Source organism: Streptomyces sp. sk2.1 (assembly GCF_008120935.1).
In the GTDB taxonomy this organism is placed as follows: domain Bacteria; phylum Actinomycetota; class Actinomycetes; order Streptomycetales; family Streptomycetaceae; genus Streptomyces.
Genome location: NZ_RDBO01000020.1, coordinates 268236 through 289662, shown reverse-complemented (window position 1 = coordinate 289662; position 21427 = coordinate 268236). Strand labels below are relative to the sequence as shown.

The 21427-nt window shown below is 70.8% G+C and carries 22 protein-coding genes and 1 pseudogene; 18 read left to right on the top strand and 5 right to left on the bottom strand.

Features of this window, described 5'->3' with window-relative positions:
• Window positions 1-162: 162 nt before the first annotated feature.
• From dop to prcA, 5 genes and pseudogenes are all read left to right on the top strand, one after another.
• A complete protein-coding gene (gene dop / locus EAO76_RS04755; protein WP_148833644.1) occupies window positions 163-1674 on the top strand; it encodes a depupylase/deamidase Dop in 1512 nt (503 codons plus the stop codon).
• A gap of 121 nt (window positions 1675-1795) precedes the next feature.
• The gene (locus EAO76_RS04750) at window positions 1796-2014 is read left to right on the top strand and encodes a ubiquitin-like protein Pup (RefSeq protein ID WP_016325855.1); all 219 of its coding nucleotides are present in this window, start codon (window positions 1796-1798) and stop codon (window positions 2012-2014) included.
• A gap of 100 nt (window positions 2015-2114) precedes the next feature.
• A pseudogene (locus EAO76_RS45850) lies at window positions 2115-2305 on the top strand (endonuclease domain-containing protein); the annotation flags it as partial.
• Window positions 2257-3102, top strand: a complete 846-nt coding sequence (gene prcB / locus EAO76_RS04740) for a proteasome subunit beta (RefSeq protein ID WP_148833642.1) — start codon at window positions 2257-2259, stop codon at window positions 3100-3102. The pseudogene EAO76_RS45850 and the gene prcB, both read left to right, overlap by 49 nt.
• A 58-nt stretch (window positions 3103-3160) precedes the next feature.
• Window positions 3161-3976 (top strand): proteasome subunit alpha, encoded by an 816-nt coding sequence (gene prcA / locus EAO76_RS04735; protein WP_148833640.1) that lies wholly within the window; start codon window positions 3161-3163, stop codon window positions 3974-3976.
• Between the two features lie 52 nt (window positions 3977-4028).
• Here prcA and EAO76_RS04730 read toward each other — a convergent pair whose 3' ends face one another.
• A complete protein-coding gene (locus EAO76_RS04730; RefSeq protein ID WP_148833638.1) occupies window positions 4029-5054 on the bottom strand; it encodes a LacI family DNA-binding transcriptional regulator in 1026 nt (341 codons plus the stop codon).
• A 136-nt stretch (window positions 5055-5190) separates the two neighbouring features.
• On the opposite strand from EAO76_RS04730, the gene EAO76_RS04725 reads away from it, so the two are divergent.
• The 12 genes from EAO76_RS04725 (at window position 5191) to EAO76_RS04670 (ending at window position 17352) form a co-directional block, all read left to right on the top strand.
• Entirely contained in the window at window positions 5191-6450 is a 1260-nt protein-coding gene (locus tag EAO76_RS04725; protein WP_148833636.1) for an MFS transporter, read from the top strand.
• A 9-nt stretch (window positions 6451-6459) separates the two neighbouring features.
• Window positions 6460-7821: a Pup--protein ligase gene (gene pafA / locus EAO76_RS04720; protein ID WP_072484408.1), complete on the top strand. Its 1362-nt coding sequence runs from the start codon at window positions 6460-6462 to the stop codon at window positions 7819-7821.
• A 128-nt stretch (window positions 7822-7949) separates the two neighbouring features.
• Window positions 7950-8903, top strand: coding sequence for an FKBP-type peptidyl-prolyl cis-trans isomerase (locus EAO76_RS04715; RefSeq protein ID WP_148833634.1), 954 nt, complete (start codon window positions 7950-7952; stop codon window positions 8901-8903).
• Window positions 8904-8946: 43 nt separating this feature from the next.
• The gene (locus tag EAO76_RS04710) at window positions 8947-9321 is read left to right on the top strand and encodes an FKBP-type peptidyl-prolyl cis-trans isomerase (RefSeq protein ID WP_148833632.1); all 375 of its coding nucleotides are present in this window, start codon (window positions 8947-8949) and stop codon (window positions 9319-9321) included.
• A 113-nt stretch (window positions 9322-9434) separates the two neighbouring features.
• On the top strand, window positions 9435-10388 hold the full coding sequence (locus EAO76_RS04705; protein ID WP_148833630.1) for a YafY family protein: 954 nt from the start codon (window positions 9435-9437) through the stop codon (window positions 10386-10388).
• Window positions 10389-10405: 17 nt separating this feature from the next.
• Window positions 10406-11362: a YafY family protein gene (locus EAO76_RS04700; protein WP_148833628.1), complete on the top strand. Its 957-nt coding sequence runs from the start codon at window positions 10406-10408 to the stop codon at window positions 11360-11362.
• Between the two features lie 18 nt (window positions 11363-11380).
• Window positions 11381-11656 carry a hypothetical protein gene (locus EAO76_RS04695; protein WP_148833626.1) on the top strand — a complete coding sequence of 92 codons (276 nt, stop codon included), beginning with the start codon at window positions 11381-11383 and terminating at the stop codon, window positions 11654-11656.
• Between the two features lie 109 nt (window positions 11657-11765).
• Window positions 11766-11963, top strand: a complete 198-nt coding sequence (locus tag EAO76_RS04690; protein ID WP_148833624.1) for a hypothetical protein — start codon at window positions 11766-11768, stop codon at window positions 11961-11963.
• 274 nt (window positions 11964-12237) lie between these two features.
• Window positions 12238-12531, top strand: coding sequence for a Sec-independent protein translocase subunit TatA (gene tatA / locus EAO76_RS04685; protein WP_148833622.1), 294 nt, complete (start codon window positions 12238-12240; stop codon window positions 12529-12531).
• Window positions 12532-12595: 64 nt separating this feature from the next.
• Window positions 12596-13546 carry a twin-arginine translocase subunit TatC gene (gene tatC, locus EAO76_RS04680; RefSeq protein ID WP_148833620.1) on the top strand — a complete coding sequence of 317 codons (951 nt, stop codon included), beginning with the start codon at window positions 12596-12598 and terminating at the stop codon, window positions 13544-13546.
• Window positions 13547-13563: 17 nt separating this feature from the next.
• On the top strand, window positions 13564-14472 hold the full coding sequence (locus EAO76_RS04675) for a diacylglycerol kinase (protein WP_148833618.1): 909 nt from the start codon (window positions 13564-13566) through the stop codon (window positions 14470-14472).
• Window positions 14473-14517: 45 nt separating this feature from the next.
• Window positions 14518-17352, top strand: coding sequence for an RNA helicase (locus tag EAO76_RS04670; RefSeq protein ID WP_148833616.1), 2835 nt, complete (start codon window positions 14518-14520; stop codon window positions 17350-17352).
• 181 nt (window positions 17353-17533) lie between these two features.
• Here EAO76_RS04670 and EAO76_RS04665 read toward each other — a convergent pair whose 3' ends face one another.
• From EAO76_RS04665 to EAO76_RS04650, 4 genes are all read right to left on the bottom strand, one after another.
• Complete coding sequence (locus EAO76_RS04665) at window positions 17534-17977, bottom strand: SPW repeat protein (RefSeq protein ID WP_148833614.1); 444 nt, start codon at window positions 17975-17977, stop codon at window positions 17534-17536.
• 109 nt (window positions 17978-18086) lie between these two features.
• Window positions 18087-19055 carry an ADP-ribosylglycohydrolase family protein gene (locus tag EAO76_RS04660; protein WP_148833612.1) on the bottom strand — a complete coding sequence of 323 codons (969 nt, stop codon included), beginning with the start codon at window positions 19053-19055 and terminating at the stop codon, window positions 18087-18089.
• Between the two features lie 13 nt (window positions 19056-19068).
• Window positions 19069-19542: an ABA4-like family protein gene (locus EAO76_RS04655; protein WP_148833610.1), complete on the bottom strand. Its 474-nt coding sequence runs from the start codon at window positions 19540-19542 to the stop codon at window positions 19069-19071.
• Window positions 19539-20519, bottom strand: a complete 981-nt coding sequence (locus EAO76_RS04650; protein ID WP_262375343.1) for a hypothetical protein — start codon at window positions 20517-20519, stop codon at window positions 19539-19541. Before EAO76_RS04650 ends, EAO76_RS04655 begins: the two co-directional genes overlap by 4 nt.
• A 184-nt stretch (window positions 20520-20703) precedes the next feature.
• On the opposite strand from EAO76_RS04650, the gene EAO76_RS04645 reads away from it, so the two are divergent.
• Window positions 20704-21427 (top strand): MerR family transcriptional regulator (locus EAO76_RS04645; protein ID WP_148835569.1); only part of this gene is annotated, 724 nt, incomplete at its 3' end.

The window sequence follows — 21427 nt, the reverse complement described above, 5'->3', positions numbered from 1 at the left end:
CGGCAATGACGTAATTGATCTCCCCGTCGACACAGCGGCGCTCTAGGCTCTTGCGTACCGCCCGGTCGCGCAGTGCGTGGGCGGGCCGTGCACGCGCACCGACAAGCAGCGGTATTTGAGCGCCGCCCCCCGAGGGGAGCGCCGCCGGGCAAGGAGGGCCGCATGACCGTACGTCGAGTAATGGGCATCGAGACGGAGTACGGGATCTCCGTCCCCGGCCACCCCAATGCCAATGCCATGCTCACCTCGTCCCAGATCGTCAACGCCTACGCGGCGGCGATGCACCGGGCGCGCCGCGCCCGCTGGGACTTCGAGGAGGAGAACCCGCTGCGGGACGCGCGGGGCTTCGACCTCGCGCGCGAGTCCGCCGACTCCAGCCAGCTCACCGACGAGGACATCGGCCTCGCCAACGTCATCCTCACCAACGGCGCCCGCCTCTACGTCGACCACGCGCATCCGGAGTACAGCTCCCCGGAGGTCACCAATCCGCGGGACGCCGTCCTCTGGGACAAGGCCGGCGAACGGATCATGGCCGAGGCGGCCGAACGGGCGGCCCAGCTGCCCGGCGCCCAGCCGATCCACCTCTACAAGAACAACACCGACAACAAGGGCGCCTCGTACGGCACGCATGAGAACTACCTGATGAAGCGGGAGACGCCGTTCTCCGACATCGTGCGCCACCTGACCCCGTTCTTCGTCTCCCGCCAGGTGGTCACCGGGGCGGGGCGCGTGGGAATCGGCCAGGACGGACACGAGCACGGCTTCCAGATCAGTCAGCGCGCCGACTACTTCGAGGTCGAGGTCGGCCTGGAGACCACCCTCAAGCGCCCCATCATCAACACCCGCGACGAGCCCCACTCCGACGCGGAGAAGTACCGCCGGCTCCATGTGATCATCGGCGACGCGAACCTCTCGGAGGTCTCCACCTATCTCAAGCTCGGCACCACCGCCCTGGTCCTGTCCATGATCGAGGACGGCTTCATCAACGTGGACCTCGCGGTGGACCAGCCGGTGCGCACCTTGCACCACGTCTCCCACGACCCGACCCTGCAGTACCTCGTCACGCTGCGCAGCGGCCGCACCCTCACGGCGGTCCAGTTGCAGATGGAGTACTTCGAGCTGGGCCGCAAGTACGTCGAGGAGCGGTACGGGGCGGACGCCGACGAGCAGACCAAGGACGTCCTGGCCCGCTGGGAGGACACCCTCAACCGGCTGGAGAACGACCCCATGAGCCTGTCCGGCGAGCTCGACTGGGTCGCCAAGCGGGAGCTCATGGAGGGCTACCGCCGCCGCGACGGCCTGGACTGGGACGCGGCGCGCCTGCACCTGGTGGACCTCCAGTACGCCGACGTGAGGGCCGAGAAGGGGCTCTACAACCGTCTGGCGGCCCGCGGGAAGATGAAGCGGCTGCTGGACGAGGGCGAGGTCGAGAAGGCCCGTACGAAGCCTCCGGAGGACACCAGGGCCTATTTCCGGGGCCGCTGCCTGGAGCAGTACGCCGACGACGTGGCCGCGGCCTCCTGGGACTCGGTCATCTTCGACCTCCAGGGGCACGACTCGTTGCAGCGGGTGCCCACCCTGGAGCCGCTGCGCGGGACCCGTGAGCACGTCAAGGAGCTCCTGGACCGCTGCCGCACGGCGGAGGAGCTGGTCCAGGTGCTGTCCGGCGGCTGAAAGGGCCGGGATCGGGGAATCATCGGGATGACCCCCGGACGTTGAGGGAAAGTACCGGGCCGATGTCGGAGCCCGTGGGTAGGGTCTGATCAAGTGCTTCGAACCGAGCGGGGTGAGCTATATGGCGACCAAGGACACCGGCGGCGGACAGCAGAAGGCGACGCGTTCCACCGAGGAGGTCGAGGAGCAGGCGCAGGACGCGCAGGCGTCCGAGGACCTCAAGGAGCGCCAGGAGAAGCTGAGCGACGACGTCGACTCGGTCCTGGACGAGATCGATGACGTGCTCGAGGAGAACGCCGAGGACTTCGTGCGTTCGTTCGTTCAAAAGGGCGGACAGTAGTTCATAAGTGTGAACGCGGGGGAGTGGAGGCGGTACGCGCGGTACGGGCCCGGTCGGCCCGTGCCGCGCGGCCACAAGCGGCACCGCGAGCCGTGCAGCCGCCCCCGCGGTTCATGTGGATCACCGCCACGGGACGGGTAGGGTCCGTGGCGTAACCGCATCAACTGCAATTCGGCCGTCGGCGAGTTGGGAGACGATCCCGACAACCGGTTCGGGGCCGTCGCTTACCTGGAGGGAAACGCGTGGAAGCCAACACTCGTAGCACCGGGCGTCTACCAGCTGCCTTCCTGACGCCGGGATCCTCTTCGTTCATGGACTTCCTGTCCGACCAGTCCCCGGAGCTGCTCCCGGGCAACCGCAGCCTGCCGCCCCTCCAGGGGGCCGTCGAGGCGCCGCACGGGACGACCATCGTCGCGGTGACGTTCCCCGGCGGGGTGGTCCTGGCCGGCGACCGGCGGGCGACCATGGGCAACGTGATCGCACAGCGCGACATCGAGAAGGTCTTCCCGGCCGACGAGTACTCCTCGGTGGGCATCGCCGGCACGGCCGGACTGGCCGTGGAGATGGTCAAGCTGTTCCAGCTGGAGCTGGAGCACTTCGAGAAGGTCGAGGGCGCCCAGCTCTCTCTGGAGGGCAAGGCGAACCGGCTCTCCACGATGATCCGCAGCAATCTGGGGATGGCCATGCAGGGCCTCGCCGTCGTGCCGCTCTTCGCCGGCTTCGACATCGACCGCGAGAAGGGCCGGATCTTCTCGTACGACGTGACCGGCGGCCGCTCGGAGGAGCACGGGTACGCGGCCACCGGCTCGGGATCGGTCTTCGCCCGCAGCTCCATGAAGAAGCTCTACCGCGACGACCTGACGGAGCAGGAGGCGCTCACCCTGGTCGTACAGGCCCTGTACGACGCGGCCGACGACGACTCGGCGACCGGCGGCCCGGACGTGGGCCGGCGGATCTATCCGATCGTCACCGTCATCACCGACGAGGGCTACCGGAGGCTGGACGACGCGGAATCCTCCGAGATCGCCCGCTCGGTCCTCGAACGCCGGATGGAGCAGCCCGACGGCCCGCGCGCCGCGCTGCTCTGACCGCCGTTCCGCTGCCTCTCCGATGCTCTCGTCACTGACAGAAAGGGACGGATAACCGGTGTCGACGCCGTTCTATGTCTCACCCCAGCAGGCCATGGCCGACCGGGCGGAATACGCCCGGAAGGGCATCGCCCGCGGTCGCAGCCTGGTTGTGCTGCAGTATGCCGACGGCATTGTGTTCGTCGGCGAGAACCCGTCCCGCGCGCTGCACAAGTTCAGCGAGATCTACGACCGGATCGGCTTCGCCGCCGCCGGCAAGTACAACGAGTACGAGAACCTCCGCATCGGCGGCGTGCGCTACGCCGATCTGCGCGGATACACCTACGACCGCGACGACGTGACGGCCCGTGGGCTGGCCAACGTCTACGCGCAGACGCTGGGCACCATCTTCTCCAGCGCGGCCGAGAAGCCGTACGAGGTGGAACTGGTGGTCGCCGAGGTGGGGACCGAGCCCGAGGGCGACCAGATCTACCGGCTGCCGCACGACGGCTCGATCGTCGACGAGCACGGTTCCGTCGCGGTCGGCGGCAACGCCGAGCAGATCAGCACCTTCCTGGACCAGCGGCACCGGGACGGGATGACGCTGGCCGAGGCGCTCAAGCTGGCGGTGCAGGCGCTGTCGCGCGACCCCAACGGCAGTGAGCGGGAGATTCCCGCCGAGCGGCTGGAGGTCGCGGTCCTGGACCGTACGCGGCCCCAGCAGCGGAAGTTCAAGCGGATCGTCGGGCGGCAGCTGGCGCGGCTGCTGGAGGCGGACGGCGGCTCCGCGCCGACGGACGCCCCCTCCGACACCGAGGACGGGGCCGCCGCGGCCCCGACGGACACCACCGGGTCCGCCGACTCCGGCGGGGACGTGGAGTCCTCCGAGAAGTAGCCCATCGCGGTGACGCACGCCCCGGTCCGCCTCCCGGCGGGCCGGGGCGCCGTCATGGGCGGACGGCCGCCGAGGAACCGCGGGCGACCAGGCGCACCGGCAGGCTGCCGGGTTCGACCGGGCGGTCGTCCAGGACCGCCAGCAGGGCCGCCATGCCGCGTTCGCCGACCTGCTCGGCGGGCAGCCGCACGGTGGTGAGCTCCGGCTCGACGGCCGTGGCCAGGGCCAGGTCGTCGAAGCCGGTGACCGAGAGGTCTCCGGGCACCCGCAGACCCAGCCTGCGGGCGGCCTTGCAGGCACCCGCGGCGAGGATGTCGTCGTCGCAGACGACGGCGGTGGGCCGGGGGCCCGGGGCGGCGAGGGCCTGCTCGGCCGCCGTACGGCCCGCGTGCACGTCGAGGGCCGCGGTGACGGTCCGCACGGAGGTGCCGGGAGCCGCCCGCAGGGTCTCGTGCAGCGCCCGGCCGCGCACCACGAAGGTCCAGGAGTCGACCGCCGACGCGAGGTGGACGAAGCGGCGGTGGCCGAGGGCGAGCAGGTGCTCCGCCACCTGCCGCATGCCGTCGGCGACGTCGAGATTGATGCGGGCCGCGACCCCGCCGTCCGCCGGGTCGCTGTCGATCATGACCAGCGGCAGGGCCGCACCGCGCAGCGCGTCCAGGGCGCCGGCGGCCATGGAGGAGGCGATCACGCCGTCCAGGGAGGCGCTCGCCGAGGCGAAGGGGTCCCGGGCCGGCCCGGTGCCCTCGGGGGACGGGTAGAGGACGACCCCGAAATCGTGTTCGGCGGCTACCGCGGCGGCCCCCGTGTAGACACGTGCGAAGAACTCGTTGGTGAGCGCGGGGACGACCAGTAGCGCGGTCCTGGTGCGGCCGAGGCGGAGATTGCGGGCGGCGAGGTTGGGCCGGTAGCCGAGCCCGTGGGCGGTGCGCCGAACGCGCTCCGCGGTGGCCGCGGAGACCCGGCCCCGCCACTTGTCGCCGAGCACGAGGGAGACGGTGGCCTGCGAGACGCCCGCGGCCCGGGCGACGTCGCGGCTGGTGGGCCGGGTCGGTACGGGCTGTGGTGCGCTGGTCACTCGGGCCTCCCGGCCGATCGGGGCAGGCGCTGTGCGGTGGACCTGCGGACTGGGCACATGGTACGTATGAGCCTCGAAGTTATACGTAAAACCTCTGGGTGGCCGAAGAGCGCCCGAGGGAGAGGGGCGACGAAACATGGCCGCGGGATATCTGGACATCCTCCGGGCGAAACACGCCGCGCGGCTGCTGGCGGGCACCCTGCTGGGACGGCTGCCGAGCGGTACCGGCCACATCGCGATCGTGCTCTTCACCCGGGCCGAGGGCGGCAGCTACACCCTCGCCGGCGCGCTCGCGGCCGTGTACGGGCTGTCCACCGCCGTCGGCCAGCCGCTGCTGGGCCGCGCCGTGGACCTGTACGGCCAGCCGCGCGTCCAGCTCCCGGCCTCGGTGGTCTCGGCGCTGGGCATGGCCCTGCTGGCCGCGGTGGGCCTCGGTTCGCTGCCCCTGGCCTACGGGGCGGTCGTCGTGGCCGGACTCTTCACGCCGCCGCTGGAGGGCGGCCTGCGGGCCCTGTGGCCGAGCGTCCTGGGCGGCGAGGACCGGGTGCACCGGGCGTACGCCATGGACGCCGTCGCCCAGGAGGTCATGTTCACCCTCGGCCCGCTCCTGGTCACGGTGCTCGTCTCGCTCTGGTCGCCCGCCGCCGCCCTGCTCGTCATCAACGTGCTGGGGGTGCTGGGGGCGCTCTCCGTCGTCCTCTCCGAGCCGTCCCGCACCTGGCGCTCCGCGCCCCGCGAGGCGCACTGGCTGGGCGCGCTGCGCTCGCCGGGGCTGCTGGTGCTGCTCGGCTCGTTCTTCTTCGTCGGACTGGCGCTGGGCTCGATCACGGTGGCCGGCGTGGCCTACGCCGACGACCACGGCCGCGAGTCGGTGTACGGCTGGCTGATGGCCGCGCTCGGGCTGGGCGCGCTGATCGGCGGCGCGGTGTACGGGGCACGGCAGTGGGCCGGGGCCCCGGAGCGCCGGCTGCGGGTCATCGTCGCCCTGCTGGCACTGGGCTACCTGCCGCTGATGCTGACGCCGGGCGTGGTCGCCATGACCGCGCTGGCGGCGCTGGCCGGGGTCTTCCTGGCCCCCGCGATCGCCTGTTCGTTCATCGTGGTCGACCGGCACGCCCCGCGGGGCACCGTGACCGAGGCGTTCTCCTGGCTGGTGACGACGTTCGGGGTGGGCGCCGCTGTGGGAACGGCCGTGGCGGGCCCGGCCGTCGAGCTGGGCGGCACGGCGTGGAGTTTCGCCGTCGCTGCGGCCGGTGGAGTGGCGGCACTCCTCGTTCTGCTGACCACCGGACGGGTACTGGCAGTTCCCGGCCGCACCGCAGTTGCGGTACGGGGATCGGAAAATGATCGAAACGGTGCTGTCGAACCCGGTTTCAGCTCAGGCCATCAGGCGTAATGTTCAGTCATGGACCGCCGCATTTTCGGGCTGGAGAACGAGTACGGCGTCACGTGCACGTTCAGGGGACAGCGCCGACTGTCCCCTGACGAAGTGGCGCGCTACCTCTTCCGCCGTGTTGTGTCATGGGGCCGCAGCAGCAATGTCTTTCTGCGGAACGGCGCCCGCCTCTACCTCGACGTGGGATCGCATCCGGAATATGCAACCCCCGAATGCGACAACCTGACCGAACTGGTCACCCACGACAAGGCCGGTGAGCGCATTCTCGAAGGTCTGCTCGTCGACGCCGAACGCCGCCTGCACGAGGAGGGAATCGCGGGCGACGTCTATCTCTTCAAGAACAACACCGACTCCGCGGGGAATTCCTACGGCTGCCACGAGAACTACCTGGTGGCCCGGCACGGTGAATTCTCCCGGCTCGCGGACATCCTCATTCCCTTCCTCGTCACGAGGCAACTGATCTGCGGCGCGGGCAAGGTGCTGCAGACCCCCCGGGGCGCCGTCTACTGCGTCAGTCAGCGTGCCGAGCACATCTGGGAGGGCGTCAGTTCCGCGACGACGCGTTCCCGTCCGATCATCAATACGCGTGACGAACCGCACGCGGACGCGGAGCGGTACCGCCGCCTCCACGTCATCGTCGGTGACTCCAACATGTCCGAGACGACCATGCTGCTCAAGGTCGGCGCGACCGACCTGGTGCTCCGCATGATCGAAGCGGGCACGGTGATGCGGGACCTGACGCTGGAGAACCCGATCCGGGCGATCCGCGAGGTCAGCCACGACACCACCGGGCAGCGCAAGGTGCGCCTGGCCAGCGGCCGCGAGGCGTCGGCCATCGAGGTCCAGCGCGAGTACTACGAGAAGGCCGTCGACTTCGTCGACCGCCGCGGCATCCGCACCGGGACGGTCGCCCGGGTGCTGGAGCTCTGGGGCCGTACGCTCGACGCGGTCGAGGCCGAGGACCTCGACCGGATCGAGACCGAGATCGACTGGGTGATGAAGTACAAGCTCATCGAGCGGTACCGGGCCAAGCACAACATGACCATGTCGCACCCGCGGGTCGCCCAGATAGACCTCGCGTACCACGACATCCACCGTCGTCGCGGTCTGTACTACCTGCTGGAACGCAAGGGGCAGGCCGCCCGCGTCTGCAACGACCTGAAGATCTTCGAGGGCAAGTCCGTGCCCCCGCAGACGACCAGGGCGCGGCTGCGCGGCGACTTCATCCGCAGGGCGCAGGAGCAGCGGCGGGACTTCACCGTCGACTGGGTGCACCTCAAGCTCAACGACCAGGCGCAGCGCACCGTGTTGTGCAAGGACCCGTTCCGTTCGGTGGACGACCGTGTCGAGAAGCTGATCGCGGGTATGTGACCCGGCGCGGGAGAAAGCCCGGCCGACGACGCGACGCGGGGCCCCGTACGTTCCTCGTACGGGGCCCCGCGTACGCCCTAGAGTGTCGGGGACCCAATCAACCGTGCCGTCTGAGATCTGAGGAACCAGTGCGCCGACTTGCCGGCCTTCTCGTCGTACCCCTGTTGCTGCTGGCATCGGGCTGCGGCGACGAGAAGGGCTCCGCTTCCGATTCAGTTTCCGCCTCCGCCCCGTCGAAGGACGGCTTCCCCGCGATCACCGCGGGCGCGAAGTTTGGGGAGAAGCCCACCCTGGCCAAGGGCACGGGCAACCCGCCCAAGGAGCTGAAGACCAGAGTCGTCAGCAAGGGAGACGGCGCCACGCTCAAGAACGGCGACGCGATCCAGGTCAACTACCTCGGCCAGTCCTGGGACTCCGACAAGCCGTTCGACAACAGCTTCGACCGCAAGCAGCCGTTCGACCTGACCCTCGGTGCCGGCATGGTCATCCAGGGCTGGGACAAGGGCCTCGTCGGCCAGAAGGTCGGCAGCCGGGTCCAGCTGGTCATCCCGCCGGACCTCGGTTACGGCGCCCAGGGGCAGGGCGACATCAAGCCCAACGCCACGCTCGTCTTCGTCGTCGACGTCCTGAAGGCGACGCAGATCCCGGCCTCCGCCAAGGGCACCGAGGTCGCCCAGGACAACATCGACCTCCCGAAGGTCGGCACCAACACCGACGGCAAGGCGCCCAAGGTCACCATCCCGGCCAAGAGCGACCCGCCGAAGAAGCTGGTCTCCAACTACATCCTGGAGTCCGACGGCGAGGTCGTGAAGGACACCGACAGCGTCGTCGTGAACTACGTCGGGCTGACGTGGAAGGACGGCAAGACCTTCGACAGCACCTATGCGGCGGGCAAGACCCAGACCTTCCCGCTCGCCCAGGTCACCCTGAAGGGCCTGAAGAACGGGCTGGTCGGCAAGAAGATCGGCAGCCGGGTGCTGCTCGTCATCCCGCCGGACCAGGGCTTCGGCGACAAGGCCCAGCAGACCATCCCCGCCAAGTCCACGCTGGTCTTCGCGGTGGACCTGCTGGCGAAGATGTAAGACTGTCCCGGTTGCCCAGTTCATCATCAAGAGGAGCAAGTCAGTGAGCATCGAGAAGCCCGAGATCGACTTCCCGGGTGGCGAGCCGCCGGCCGAGCTGGAGATCAAGGACATCTGGGAGGGCGACGGCGCGGTTGCCAAGGCGGGCGCCACCGTCCGCGTCCACTACGTGGGCGTGGCCTTCTCCACCGGTGAGGAGTTCGACGCCTCCTGGAACCGCGGCGGCCCGCTGGAGTTCCAGCTCGGTGCCGGTCAGGTCATCGCCGGCTGGGACCAGGGCGTGCAGGGCATGAAGGTCGGCGGCCGTCGTCAGCTGATCATCCCGGCGCACCTCGCGTACGGCGACCGCGGCGCCGGTGGCGGCCGCATCGCGCCCGGCGAGACGCTGATCTTCGTCTGCGACCTGGTCGCCGTCTGATCCGCATCCGTGCGACACGAGGGCCCGTGCCATCAGGCACGGGCCCTCGCTTTTGTCCGGACAGCGCGGAGCGGTACGGTCGACCGTCGTAGAGCGAAACAGAAAGGGCGCCGATGGCGATTGCCAAGGCCGAGCGGCTGATGAACCTGGCGCTGTGCCTGCTGGGGACCCGCCGCCCGCTCAGCAAGCGCGAGCTGCGCGGATCCATCGAGGCCTACCTGGAAGCGGGCTCCGACGACGCCTTCAACCGGATGTTCGAGCGCGACAAGGACGATCTGCGCGAGCTCGGTCTGGTCATCGAGACCGTGGAGAACCTGGACGGCGACATCGGCTACCTCGCCCGCCGCGACAGCAACCGGCTGCCCCCGATCACGCTGGACGCCGAGGAGGCCGCCGCGCTCGGACTGGCCGCCAAGGTCTGGCAGCAGGCCCGGCTGGCCGGCGCCGCCAGCGGCGCGCTGCAGAAGCTGCGGGCCGCCGGCATGCCGGAGACCGAGGAGACGTACGAGGTGCACAGTGCCCTCGAACCGCGCATCCCCGTCCACGAGGCCGCCTTCGAACCCCTGATGCTGGCCTGCCGGGACCGCCGCCCGGTGATCTTCGACTACCGCAAGGGCAACGCGGCCCGCTCCGAACAGCGCCACGTCGAACCGTGGACGCTGGAGTGCTGGCGCGGCCACTGGTACCTGGCCGGCTGGGACCGCGACCGCGGGGCCGAGCGGGTGTTCCGGCTCTCCCGGATCACCGGCCGGGTCCGCTCCCGGGCCGGGGCGTTCACCAGGGAGGTGCCCGACGTGGTGACCGTCCGCGAGACCGTCGAGAGCTGGGCGGGGGAGACGGCGACCAGGACCGCGCTGATCAGGCTGCGCACCGGAGCCGGCTACCCGCTGCGCTCGCGCGCCGTGTCGGTCCGGGAACTCGGGAACGGGTGGGACGAGTTGGAGATTCCGTACGGACACGGCCTGGACGCCTGGCTCGTCGAGTTCGGCCCGGACGTGGTCGTGGAGGAGCCCGCCGATCTGCGGGCCGACGTGGTGGAGCGGCTGCGCGCCGTGGCCAAGGACTGAGGGGGAGGAGCGTACTCATGGCGACGAACGCGATCGACCAGACCCGCCGGATGCTCTCCCTGGTGACGTACCTGCGCGAGCGCCCCGGTGCCCACGTCCAGGACGTGGCCCGCGCCTTCGGGATCACCGAGGACGAGCTGATCTCGGACCTCGACGTACTGCCCATGTGCGGGACGAGCTTCCGCGGCGGGGACCTGCTGGACATCGACACCGACGGCGACCGCATCTGGTGGCACAACCCGGACGACGTCGCCGCACCGCTGCGGCTCGCCGCCGACGAGGCGACGGCGCTCCTGGTGGCCGCCCGCGCCGTGGCCACGCTGCCCGGGCTGCGCGAGAGCGACCGGCAGGCGCTGCTGCGGGCCACCGCGAAGCTGGAGACCGCGGCCGGTGAGACGGGCGCGGCGAGCTCCCGGCTCTCGGTCACCTTCGAGTCGGAGGGCGGCGTCTTCGCTGACGTCGACCGGGCGATCTCCGAGCGCCGCCGGCTCTGGCTGCGCTACTACTCGCCCGCCCGCGACGAACTCACCGAGCGCGAGGTGGACCCGATCCGGCTGTTCGCCGTGGGGCACACGTACATGGAGGCGTGGTGCCGGTCCTCCGAGGACCGGCGCACCTTCCGGCTCGACCGGGTGGCCGAGATCCGGCTCCTCGACGAACCGGCCGCCCCGCCCGAGCTGGAACTGCGGGACCTGTCCGAAGGGCTCGTCCACCCGGCGGCCGAGGACCCCGAGGTCGTGGTCGAGGTGGGCCCCGGCGGACGGTGGGTCGCCGAGTACTACCCGCACGACAGCGCGCAGGAGCTGCCCGACGGCGGGCTGCGCATCACCCTGCGCACCCCCGATCCGGCCTCGCTGCGCAGGCTCGCGCTGCGGCTGGGCGGGGAGGGCCGCATCGTCTCCCCGCCGGAGCTGGCGCAGAGCGCGCGGGAGGCGGCCCGTGCGGCGCTCGCCGCGTACGACGGCCCGGTCTGAGCGGATACCGAGGGAGACATGAGCCATATGTCCGTGGTGTCGGACGCCCCGACCGTGGTGGTGCCCGAGTCCGTGCGGTTCAGGGCCGCCTGCCCGGACTGCCGCGAACGGTTCGAGCTGGCGGCGGGCGCCCTGCGCCTCGCCGTCGGCGCCAGCCGCCGCACGACGTTCTACTCCTTCACCTGCCCCCGGTGCGGCACGGCCGTGCGCAAGCCCGCGGGGGAGCGGATAGTCGAACTCCTCACCGGTGGCGGGGTCCGGACGCTGCGCCTCCACACCGGCCTCCGGTCCTGAGGGCTGCCCCGGCCCCGTCCTCCCGGCGCTCTTCCGCATCCGTCACCGGAACGCCTCCCGCCGCACCGGCCCCGAGGCTCCGCCCCCTAGACACATCGAGGCTCTGCGCATGTTCTGGCCCATGCTCGCCATCGCCCTGGGATTTCTCGGCATCGCCGTCCTCGGCGTGCTGGCCGTCAAGGTCTTCGTCGAGGCCCAGCGCCTCGGGCGCCAGGTGACGCTGACCACGCAGCGCATCAACCGGGCCGCGGAGGACCTCGAAAGGGCGGCGACCGACCTGGCCGCCACCGGTGAGGCACTGCGCTGACGGACCCCTCGCCCCCGGTGCTCCTCCGGCTCCCAATCGCCCCGTGAGCAGGGTGAATGGATCGGGACGGGCGCGGCCTCCAGTTTCTCGGGCTGGAGGGGTACGCTGCTGAAGCGGCCCGGAGAGCGAGGCATGGGCCGTAACCGCAAGGATGCGTGGGTATTGCCCTGTGTTTACTCCTGCGGGATACGATCGCTGACAGTACGAAGGTCGGACGTCCGGTCCGAGGTTCGATCCGCCCGCCCCTGCTGCCTCGGTGAGAAGGTACACGCATATGTTCGGAAAGCTTGGCGCTCCCGAGATCATCCTGATCCTCGTCGTCGTTATTCTGCTGTTCGGCGCGAAGAAGCTTCCTGACATGGCTCGCTCGCTCGGCAAGTCGGCCCGCATCCTCAAGAGCGAAGCCAAGGCGATGAAGTCCGAGGGCTCCCCGTCGGCGACCCCGGCCGAGCCGGCCGCCGACGACGCGGCCCAGGACCAGACCGCCCAGCGCACGATCAAGGCCGCCCCCGGTGACGTGACCAGCTCGCGTCCGGTCGCGGAGCCGACCGACTCGACCAAGCGCTGACAAGAAACGGGCCGACGCAGGCGCCCTGATCGCGAGGGCCTGCTGCACGAGATGAGGACGTGGGTTGCTCAAGTCTGCCCGCAAGCAGGAGACGGACCCAGAGGGCCGCATGCCCCTGGTGGAGCACCTGCGTGAGCTGCGTAACCGGCTGGCCAAGGGGCTGCTCGGGATCGTCGTCGTCACGATCGTTGCCGCGTTCTTCTACAAGGAGATCATCGAGGTCTTCACCGACCCCGTGCTGAAGGCGGTCGGTTGTGAGTCCAGCTTCGCCGAACTCTCGCAGAAGGAGGACGGTACCTGCGCGCGTATCGTCCTGAACGGTCTGATCACCCCGTTCACCCTCGCCCTCAAGGTCTCCTTGATGGCGGGTCTCGCCCTGTCCTCGCCGCTCTGGCTCTACCAGTTGTGGGCGTTCGTCGCACCGGGGCTGCACAAGCACGAGAAGAAGTACTCCCTCGCCTTCGTCGGCGCGGGCTTCCCGCTCTTCCTCGCGGGTGGCTTCTTCGCGTACAAGACCCTGCCCACGATGTCCCGGGTGCTGCTGGAGTTCTCGCCGGCGGACCTCGACAACCAGCTGCCGCTGGACGAACTGCTGGACCTGATCACACGCATGGTCGTGGTCTTCGGTCTCTCCTTCGAACTGCCCCTGCTGCTCGTCATGCTGAACCTGGGCGGGGTCATCACCGGCAAGCGGATGCTGGGTTGGTGGCGGGGCATGATCATGGGCATCACGCTCTTCGCCGCACTGGCCACTCCCAGCACGGACCCGGTGAGCATGCTGATGCTCGCCGTACCGATCTGGGCGCTCTACTTCGTGGCCACGGCGATCGCGCTCCTCAACGACCGCCGCAAGGCGCGGATCGCGGCAGCGGGCCCGGCCGACGACGAGGCGTCGGACCTGGACCTCACGCCCGAGGACATCGGTGAGATCGAACCGGTCTCGTCCACCCGGTCACTGCCCTCGCAGGCGAACTCGGACCGTGACCGACTGAACGGTTACGACGACATCACCTGACCTTGTAGGGTCCCCGGGTGACCAGCGAGATCACCCTTTTCGTCAATCCCACCGCGGGAAGCGGCCGGGGCGCGCATGCCGCGCAGCCGGCCGCTTCCGCGTTGCGGGACGCCGGATTCTCCGTCCGCACGGTTCTCGGCGAGGACGCCGACGACGCCCTGCGAAGGGCCCGCCGGGCCGTCGCGGACGGGACCGGCGCACTGGTCGCGGTGGGCGGGGACGGCATGATGTCCCTCGCCCTGCAGGCCGTCGCCGGGACGCGGACCCCGCTCGGGATCGTCGCCGTCGGCACCGGCAACGACTTCGCCCGCGCGCTCGGGACGCCGATACGGGACCCGTCCGCCGCCGGACGACTGGCCGCCGAACTGCTCAAGGGCGGTGCCGCGCGCGAGATCGACCTCGGCCGGGTCGGCGAGCGGTGGTTCGGTTCCGTGCTCGCCTCCGGTTTCGATTCCCGGGTCAACGACCGCGGCAACCGGATGCGCTGGGTCGGCGGACGGTTCAAGTACGACCTCGCGATCCTCGCCGAACTCGCCGCGTTCAGGCCCATCCCGTACCGGATCCGGCTGGACGGCGGCCCCGTGCGGGAGATCGAGGCCACCCTCATCGCCGTGGGCAACGGCTCGACGTACGGCGGGGGCATGCGGATCTGCGCGGACGCCGTCATGGACGACGGGCTGTTCGACGTGACCGTCGTCGGGAACTGCAGCCGCACCACCCTGCTCAAGGTCTTCCCTCGCGTCTACAGGGGAACGCACCTCGACCACCCCGCGGTCACCGTGCACCGGGTCTCCTCCATCGAGCTGGCCGCGACCGGTGTCACCGCGTACGCGGACGGTGAACAGCTCGGGGCGCTGCCGCTCACCGCGCACTGCGTGCCGGGCGCGGTACGGGTGCTCGCGCCGGGTCCCTCCGGCGGGATTTAAAGATCGCGCCTGCTGTCGGAGGTGGCGGGTAGGCTCGAAAGCACGATGACAGAGGACCTCTCACCAGCTGAGCGATACCAGGCTTCTCGGATCCGCGCCGCCGAGCAGGCCACCGCACTCGCGCCCTTCCGTGAGCTGTACGAATTCGATCTGGACGCCTACCAGATCGAGGCCTGTGAGGCCCTGGAGGCCGGCAAGGGCGTACTCGTCGCCGCCCCGACGGGGTCGGGCAAGACGATCGTCGGTGAATTCGCCGTGCACCTCGCCCTCTCGCAGGGCCGGAAGTGCTTCTACACCACGCCCATCAAGGCCCTGTCCAACCAGAAGTTCACCGATCTGGTCAAGCGGTACGGGCCGGACAAGGTCGGCCTGCTGACGGGCGACAACAGCGTCAACGCCGATGCCCCGGTGGTCGTCATGACCACCGAGGTGCTGCGGAACATGCTGTACGCGGGCTCGCAGACGCTGCGCGGCCTGGGCTACGTGGTGATGGACGAGGTGCACTACCTCTCCGACCGCTTCCGGGGCGCCGTCTGGGAGGAAGTGATTATTCATCTCCCGGACTCGGTGACCCTGGTGTCGCTGTCGGCGACGGTGTCCAACGCCGAGGAGTTCGGCGACTGGCTGGACACCGTCCGCGGCGACACCCAGGTGATCGTCTCCGAGCACCGGCCCGTGCCGCTCTGGCAGCACGTGCTGGCGGGCCGCCGGATGTACGACCTCTTCGAGGAGGAGACCGACCACGGCGGCCGGGGCACCGGACGCCGCGAGGTCAATCCCGATCTCGTCCGGCTGGCCCGGATGGAGAACCAGCGGGGGTACAACCCGCGCGAGCGCCGCCGCGGCAAGATGGTGCGCGAGGCGGACCGGGAGCGCGAGCGGCGCCAGCGCAGCCGGATCTGGACCCCGGCCAGGCCCGAGGTCATCGACCGGCTGGACGCCGAAGGACTGCTCCCCGCCATCACGTTCATCTTCAGCCGGGCCGGCTGCGAGGCCGCCGTGCAGCAGTGCCTGCACGCCGGACTGCGGCTCAACGACGAGGAGAAGCGGCGGCTGGTCCGCGAGATCGTCGAGGAGCGCACGGCCTCCATCCCCGGCGAGGACCTCCACGTCCTGGGCTACTACGAGTGGCTCGAAGGACTGGAGCGGGGCATCGCGGCCCACCACGCGGGCATGCTGCCGACGTTCAAGGAAGTCGTCGAGGAACTCTTCGTGCGCGGGCTGGTCAAGGCCGTCTTCGCCACGGAGACCCTCGCCCTCGGCATCAACATGCCCGCGCGTTCGGTGGTGCTGGAGAAGCTCGTCAAGTGGAACGGCGAGCAGCACGCCGACATCACCCCCGGCGAGTACACCCAGCTGACCGGGCGGGCCGGGCGCCGCGGCATCGACGTCGAGGGCCACGCCGTGGTGCTCTGGCAGCGCGGCATGGACCCGGGGGCGCTGGCCGGGCTGGCGGGCACCCGCACGTACCCGCTGCGCTCCAGCTTCCGGCCCTCGTACAACATGGCCGTCAACCTGGTGCAGCAGTTCGGGCGGCACCGCTCGCGCGAGCTGTTGGAGACCTCCTTCGCGCAGTTCCAGGCGGACCGGTCGGTGGTCGGCATCTCCCGCCAGGTCCAGAGGAACGAGGAGGGACTGGAGGGCTACCGGGAGGGCATGACCTGCCACCTCGGCGACTTCGAGGAGTACGCGCGGCTGCGCCGCGACCTCAAGGACCGGGAGACGGAACTGGCCAAGCAGGGCGCGGTGCAGCGGCGGGCGGCCGCGGCGGCGTCGCTGGAGAAGCTCAAGCCCGGTGACATCATCCACGTGCCCACCGGCAAGTTCGCCGGGCTGGCACTGGTCCTCGACCCGGGGCTGCCCGCCGGGCGGACCAACGGGCACGGCCATCGCGGGCTCGAATACCACGACGGGCCGAGGCCGTTGGTGCTGACGGCCGAGCGGCAGGTCAAGCGGCTCGCCTCGATCGACTTCCCGGTGCCGGTGGAGGCGCTGGAGCGGATGCGGGTGCCGAAGTCGTTCAACCCGCGCTCGCCGCAGTCGCGTCGCGACCTGGCCTCCGCGCTGCGGACCAAGGCCGGGCACATCGTGCCGGACCGGCACCGCAAGGGGCGGTCCGTCGCGGCCGACGACCGGGAGATCGCCCGCTACCGGGCGGAGCTGCGGGCGCACCCCTGCCACGGGTGCGACGAGCGCGAGGACCACGCACGGTGGGCCGAGCGCTACCACCGACTGCAGCGCGACACGAAGCAGTTGGAGCGACGGATCGAGGGGCGGACGAACACGATCGCCCGCACCTTCGACCGGATCGTCGCGCTGCTCACCGAGCTCGACTACCTGCGGGGCAACGAGGTCACCGAGCACGGGCGCCGTCTCGCGCGGCTCTACGGCGAACTGGACCTGCTGGCGAGCGAATGCCTGCGGGCCGGGGTGTGGGAGGGCCTGAACCCCGCCGAACTCGCGGCGTGCGTATCGGCGTTGGTGTTCGAGGCGCGGCAGGCCGACGACGCGGTGGCGCCCAAGCTGCCGTCGGGACCGGCGAAGACCGCGCTGGGCGAGATGGTCCGGATCTGGGGCAGGCTCGACGCCCTGGAGGAGGATTTCAAGATCAACCAGGCGGAGGGGGTCGGACAGCGCGAGCCCGACCTGGGGTTCGCCTGGGCGGTCTACATGTGGGCGTCGGGGCGGACGCTGGACGAAGTGCTCGGCGAGGCGGACATGCCGGCGGGGGACTTCGTGCGGTGGTGCAAGCAGGTGATCGACGTGCTGGGTCAGATCGCGGCCGCCGCGCCGAGGGAGGGGAGCTCCGTGGCGCGCAGCGCGCACAAGGCGGTGGACGCGGTGCTGCGAGGGGTCGTGGCGTACAGCTCCGTGGGGTGAGGTCCCCCCGCGGGGCGGGCCCCGTTCCGCGGGTGCGGGCCGGGGCGGTCCGCGGGATCCCCGGTGCCGTACGGCCGTCGACCGGTCCGCTCCGCGCGGGCCGGTCGACGGCCCCTGCTCCGGCCGGTTGCCGCTCCGGCCGGTTCCCATTTCGGCTTTCGGCTCCCGGACGAGTCCCGCTTCAGGCGGCGCGGCTGCCGCTCTTCGTGGACACGCCCGCACAGACCAGTCCCAGCAGCACGGTCAGACCGCCGACGATGATGTTGCTGAGGACGATGCCGAGGTCGGGACTGCTGCCGACGATCCACGTCGAGATGATCATCCAGGCCCCCATGGCGCAGATGGCCCAGCTCAGGCCGTACATGCGCTCGGGCATGACGGTGAACCCGAGGCCCAGGGCGGCGATCGCGAGACCCATGATCAGGTTGTGCGTCGCGAGCGTGGGCTGACTCGCCGTGAAGTGGAGCACCCACGGCGATATGGCGCAGTAGAGACCGACGAGGAACACCGGCGCGTCCACCAGGGCCACATCGCGGCCACCGAGCATGCGGGCATAACGATCGCGCATTTCGGAGACATCGGGGTGACTGGCCATGTCACGGCCGGTGTGCGAGATGTTTGACATGGGGTTCGTCTCCTTCCCTCGTGCAGCACCGCCATCACGTGCCGTGTGATGAACAGCCTGCCTTGCCATTCTGCTCTTATATGCCCCTTATGTGTAGGTTCGGGGTCGGTCAATGTCCGCGGGAATCGCGCGGGGCGGCCCCGTCCAGTCGCCGGGCCAGGTCCACCAGGTCGGCGGTGCCCAGCACCCGGTCCCCGAATCCCGGCAGCGGTACGTGCAGGGGCTCCGTCCAGCGGGGCGGGATCGCGCCGAAGCCGTGCACGGCACCCGCCAGGCCGCCGGTCACCGCCGCGACCGTGTCGGTGTCGCCGCCCACGTCGACGGCGGCGGCCACGGCCTCCTCGTACGTGCGGCCGGTGCGCAGTGCCCAGAGCGCGGTGCCCAGGCAGGGCCACACCGCGCCGTTGAACTCCGTCGCCGCGTCCGGGTGCCAGTCCGGGGCCAGGACGACGGCCCAGCGCCCGCGGTGGTCCTCGTGCACCAGGTCCAGGGCGGCGGGGACGGCACCGAGCGGATCGCCCCCGTCGAGCGCCACCCGGATCAGCTCGTGGAGCACGGCGGTGCCCTCCCAGGCGGCTCGGTCGCCATGGGTCAGCGCGGCGATCCGGCGCGCCGCGTCCATGGTCGCCGCCCGCCCCCGGGCCGCGAAGTACACGGCGGAGCCGGCCGCCCGCATCAGCGAACCGTTGCCCGCCGCACGCCCGTTGACCTGGAAGTGCAGCGCGGCGGCGAGGTCCCAGGGCGCGTCGTCCGTCAGGACCTGCTCGGTCTGCAGCCCGATGTCCTTCGGCTCGGCCGCCGCCCACCGGCGGAACCGGTCGAACATGTCGGGGAGGTCGAGCCCGCCGCGCTCCAGCAGGGACTCGGCGACCAGGACCGCCATCTGGGTGTCGTCCGTGGCCTCGCCGGGATTCCAGCCGCCGCCCCCGCACATCGTGCCGACGCCGTCCGGGAAGCGGGCCGTGTACACACCTGCGGGGCCGAACTCGAACGGTGCTCCGAGCGCGTCGCCCACCGCCGATCCGACGACGGCGCCCGCCACCCGGTCGTGACGCTCCGTGTCGCTCACAGGATTCATCCGGCCAGGGTATTCATCCGGCCGGGGCGCGGACGGCCGCCCGGTCGGGGGCCCCGTTCCCGGTACGGGTCCCCCGTCCCCGTACCGCCCGCAGGACGAGGAAGACCAGCAGGCCGAACGGCGACAGCAGGATCGTCAGCACCAGCAGCGGACTCATCACCCACGGGGAGATCCCCAGCCGGCGCCCCTCCAGGAACATCCACTGGCCCAGCAGCAGGTCCCAGGCGATCACCTGGGCCCAGATCGCTCCGGCCCCGTTCGCCAGGGCCGTCAGGTCGCGGAAGGTGTCGAGGTCGGGGCTGCGCACCGCGTCCCAGAGTTCGGGGAGGACGGGCACGGCCATGAGCAGGTAGACCGCCAGCACCGGCAGCACGGTGAGCGGCGAGGCGGCGACACGGGCCGTGAGGCGCAGGCCGGGCGCCAGGATCATGAGCAGCCAGAAGGGGGCCGCCAGGAGGAACGAGATCTCGAAGAGCGCACCGGTCATGCCACGAGCTCCTTCGTTTCCGTGGGATCGGACTTCGGGTCGGGATCGGGATTCGAGTCGGGGCCGTGCTCCGGGGCGGGGCCGGACCGAGACCCCGGCCGTCGGTCCGCGCGGGGCGTCCGCAGGGCGAGCAGGCCGCCGGTGATGGTCGCCGCCACGAGCAGGGCGGCGGCGCCGAGCGTCGCGCCGTCCGGGTGGATCAGCGGCCGGCCGCGCAGCGCCTGCCAGGTGACGAGCGCGACGAGTGCCGCGTACGACCCCGAGGCGACCAGCACCAGCCGCAGCCGGACCCGTGGATCGCGCAGCCGCGCGAAACGCGGGGCGAGGGACATCAGGACGAGCAGGAGGAGCGGCAGCAGCTGAAGCGCGTGCATCCCGACGAAGTGCGGTATGCGCAGGTCGCCGCCGGTGGTGGACCAGCCGGTGAGCGGCATCGACGGGCCGCCGTCCGGTACGCCCACGGCATGGGCGCCGATCACGTCGGCGGTGTCCAGGTTTCCGGTCGCCCGCTGCTCGGGGGTGGGCTGTGTCATCAGGAAACCGAACGCGGCGCCCACCAGGGCGAGCAGCACGCCCGAACGTATCGCCCAGGCGGTGGCGCGGTCGGCGATGCGGGCGCGCAGCAGCAGGACCGCGATGACCAGCGTGCCGGTCCACAGGACGACGACCGTGACGGCCATCGCGTTGAACAGGGCTTCGTCGAACGGGGTGGCGTGGTTGAAGTGGCTGCGCTTCCCGCGGACCACCTGGCCGGTGATGATCGCCATCTCGGCCAGGCAGGCCGCCGCGACCACCGTGCCCGCCCACCAGCCGACCCGCCGGCCGCGGGTGACCAGCGTCAGCATCCAGGCGAGCGTGAGCGCGTACACGACGAACGAGACCGCGAACTTGAACGGCTTGAACCATATCGCCGCGCCCGCGAGGACCCGGTCGTCGACCACCAGCCCCACGGCCGAGACGGCCGCCATGACGGCCATCGCCGCGGCGAAGAGCACCAACGGCCGGTGCCAGGAACGCCAGGAGGGCAGGAACGGGGCGGATAAGAGCCGGGAAGGCATGGAACCCCCAGAGAATTATGGATAGCAGCACTCTCCGCTATCCGATAGTGGAACTATCTATGATGGCTCCGGTGGTTGGCAAGCGCGGAAGGATGAACACGCGGTGCGCATCGGAGAGTTGAGCCGCAGGTCCGGGGTCCCGGTACCGACGATCAAGTACTACGTACGGGAAGGGCTGCTGCCGGCCGGGCAGTTGACCAGCCCGAACCAGGCCAGTTACGACGACGGGCACGAGCGCAGGCTGCGGCTGATCCGCGCCCTGCTGGACGTCGGCGGGCTCTCGCTGGCGGCCATCGGCGATGTGCTGCGGGTGGTCGACGACCCCGAGCGGCCGGTGCACAAGGTGCTGGGCTTCGCGGCGAAGCGCCTCGCCCAGCCGGCAGGCGACGATCCCGGGCCCGAACTGGACGACGCCCGCGACGAGGTGGCGGAACTGGTGGAGCGGCGCGGCTGGCGGGCGGACGCGGCCGGCCCGGCCGGTGAGTCCCTGGCCGAGGTGATCGTCGCGCTGCGGCGGGCCGGGCACGGCGGCTTCGTCGAACTGCTCGACGCCTACGCGGCGGCCGCCGAACCGGTCGCGCGGGCCGACCTCGACTACGTGGGGCGCCGGGTGGCGCGCGAGGACCTGGTGGAGAGCGTGGTCGTGGGCACGGTGCTGGGGGAGGCGATGTTCGGCGCGCTGCGGCGGCTCGCGCACGTGGACGCCTCGGCGCGCGCGTACGAGGACGGGAGGGGCGCGGGCGGTGGGGGCGTCGGTGCGGGTGGTTCAGGTGGTGCGAGTGATGCAGGTGGTGCGAGTGATGTGGATGGCGGGGGCGGTGCGGGGG

Excerpts from the sequence above, each read along its gene's own strand:
- dop (WP_148833644.1), top strand. The coding sequence starts at position 163 with ATGACCGTACGTCGAGTAATGGGCATCGAGACGGAGTACGGGATCTCC.
- EAO76_RS04750 (WP_016325855.1), top strand. The coding sequence starts at position 1,796 with ATGGCGACCAAGGACACCGGCGGCGGACAGCAGAAGGCGACGCGTTCC.
- EAO76_RS04725 (WP_148833636.1), top strand. The coding sequence starts at position 5,191 with ATGGCCGCGGGATATCTGGACATCCTCCGGGCGAAACACGCCGCGCGG.
- pafA (WP_072484408.1), top strand. The coding sequence starts at position 6,460 with ATGGACCGCCGCATTTTCGGGCTGGAGAACGAGTACGGCGTCACGTGC.
- EAO76_RS04705 (WP_148833630.1), top strand. The coding sequence starts at position 9,435 with ATGGCGATTGCCAAGGCCGAGCGGCTGATGAACCTGGCGCTGTGCCTG.
- EAO76_RS04700 (WP_148833628.1), top strand. The coding sequence starts at position 10,406 with ATGGCGACGAACGCGATCGACCAGACCCGCCGGATGCTCTCCCTGGTG.
- EAO76_RS04695 (WP_148833626.1), top strand. The coding sequence starts at position 11,381 with ATGAGCCATATGTCCGTGGTGTCGGACGCCCCGACCGTGGTGGTGCCC.
- EAO76_RS04690 (WP_148833624.1), top strand. The coding sequence starts at position 11,766 with ATGTTCTGGCCCATGCTCGCCATCGCCCTGGGATTTCTCGGCATCGCC.
- tatA (WP_148833622.1), top strand. The coding sequence starts at position 12,238 with ATGTTCGGAAAGCTTGGCGCTCCCGAGATCATCCTGATCCTCGTCGTC.
- EAO76_RS04670 (WP_148833616.1), top strand. The coding sequence starts at position 14,518 with ATGACAGAGGACCTCTCACCAGCTGAGCGATACCAGGCTTCTCGGATC.
- EAO76_RS04665 (WP_148833614.1), bottom strand. The coding sequence starts at position 17,977 with ATGTCAAACATCTCGCACACCGGCCGTGACATGGCCAGTCACCCCGAT.
- EAO76_RS04660 (WP_148833612.1), bottom strand. The coding sequence starts at position 19,055 with ATGAATCCTGTGAGCGACACGGAGCGTCACGACCGGGTGGCGGGCGCC.
- EAO76_RS04655 (WP_148833610.1), bottom strand. The coding sequence starts at position 19,542 with ATGACCGGTGCGCTCTTCGAGATCTCGTTCCTCCTGGCGGCCCCCTTC.
- EAO76_RS04650 (WP_262375343.1), bottom strand. The coding sequence starts at position 20,519 with ATGGCCGTCATGGCGGCCGTCTCGGCCGTGGGGCTGGTGGTCGACGAC.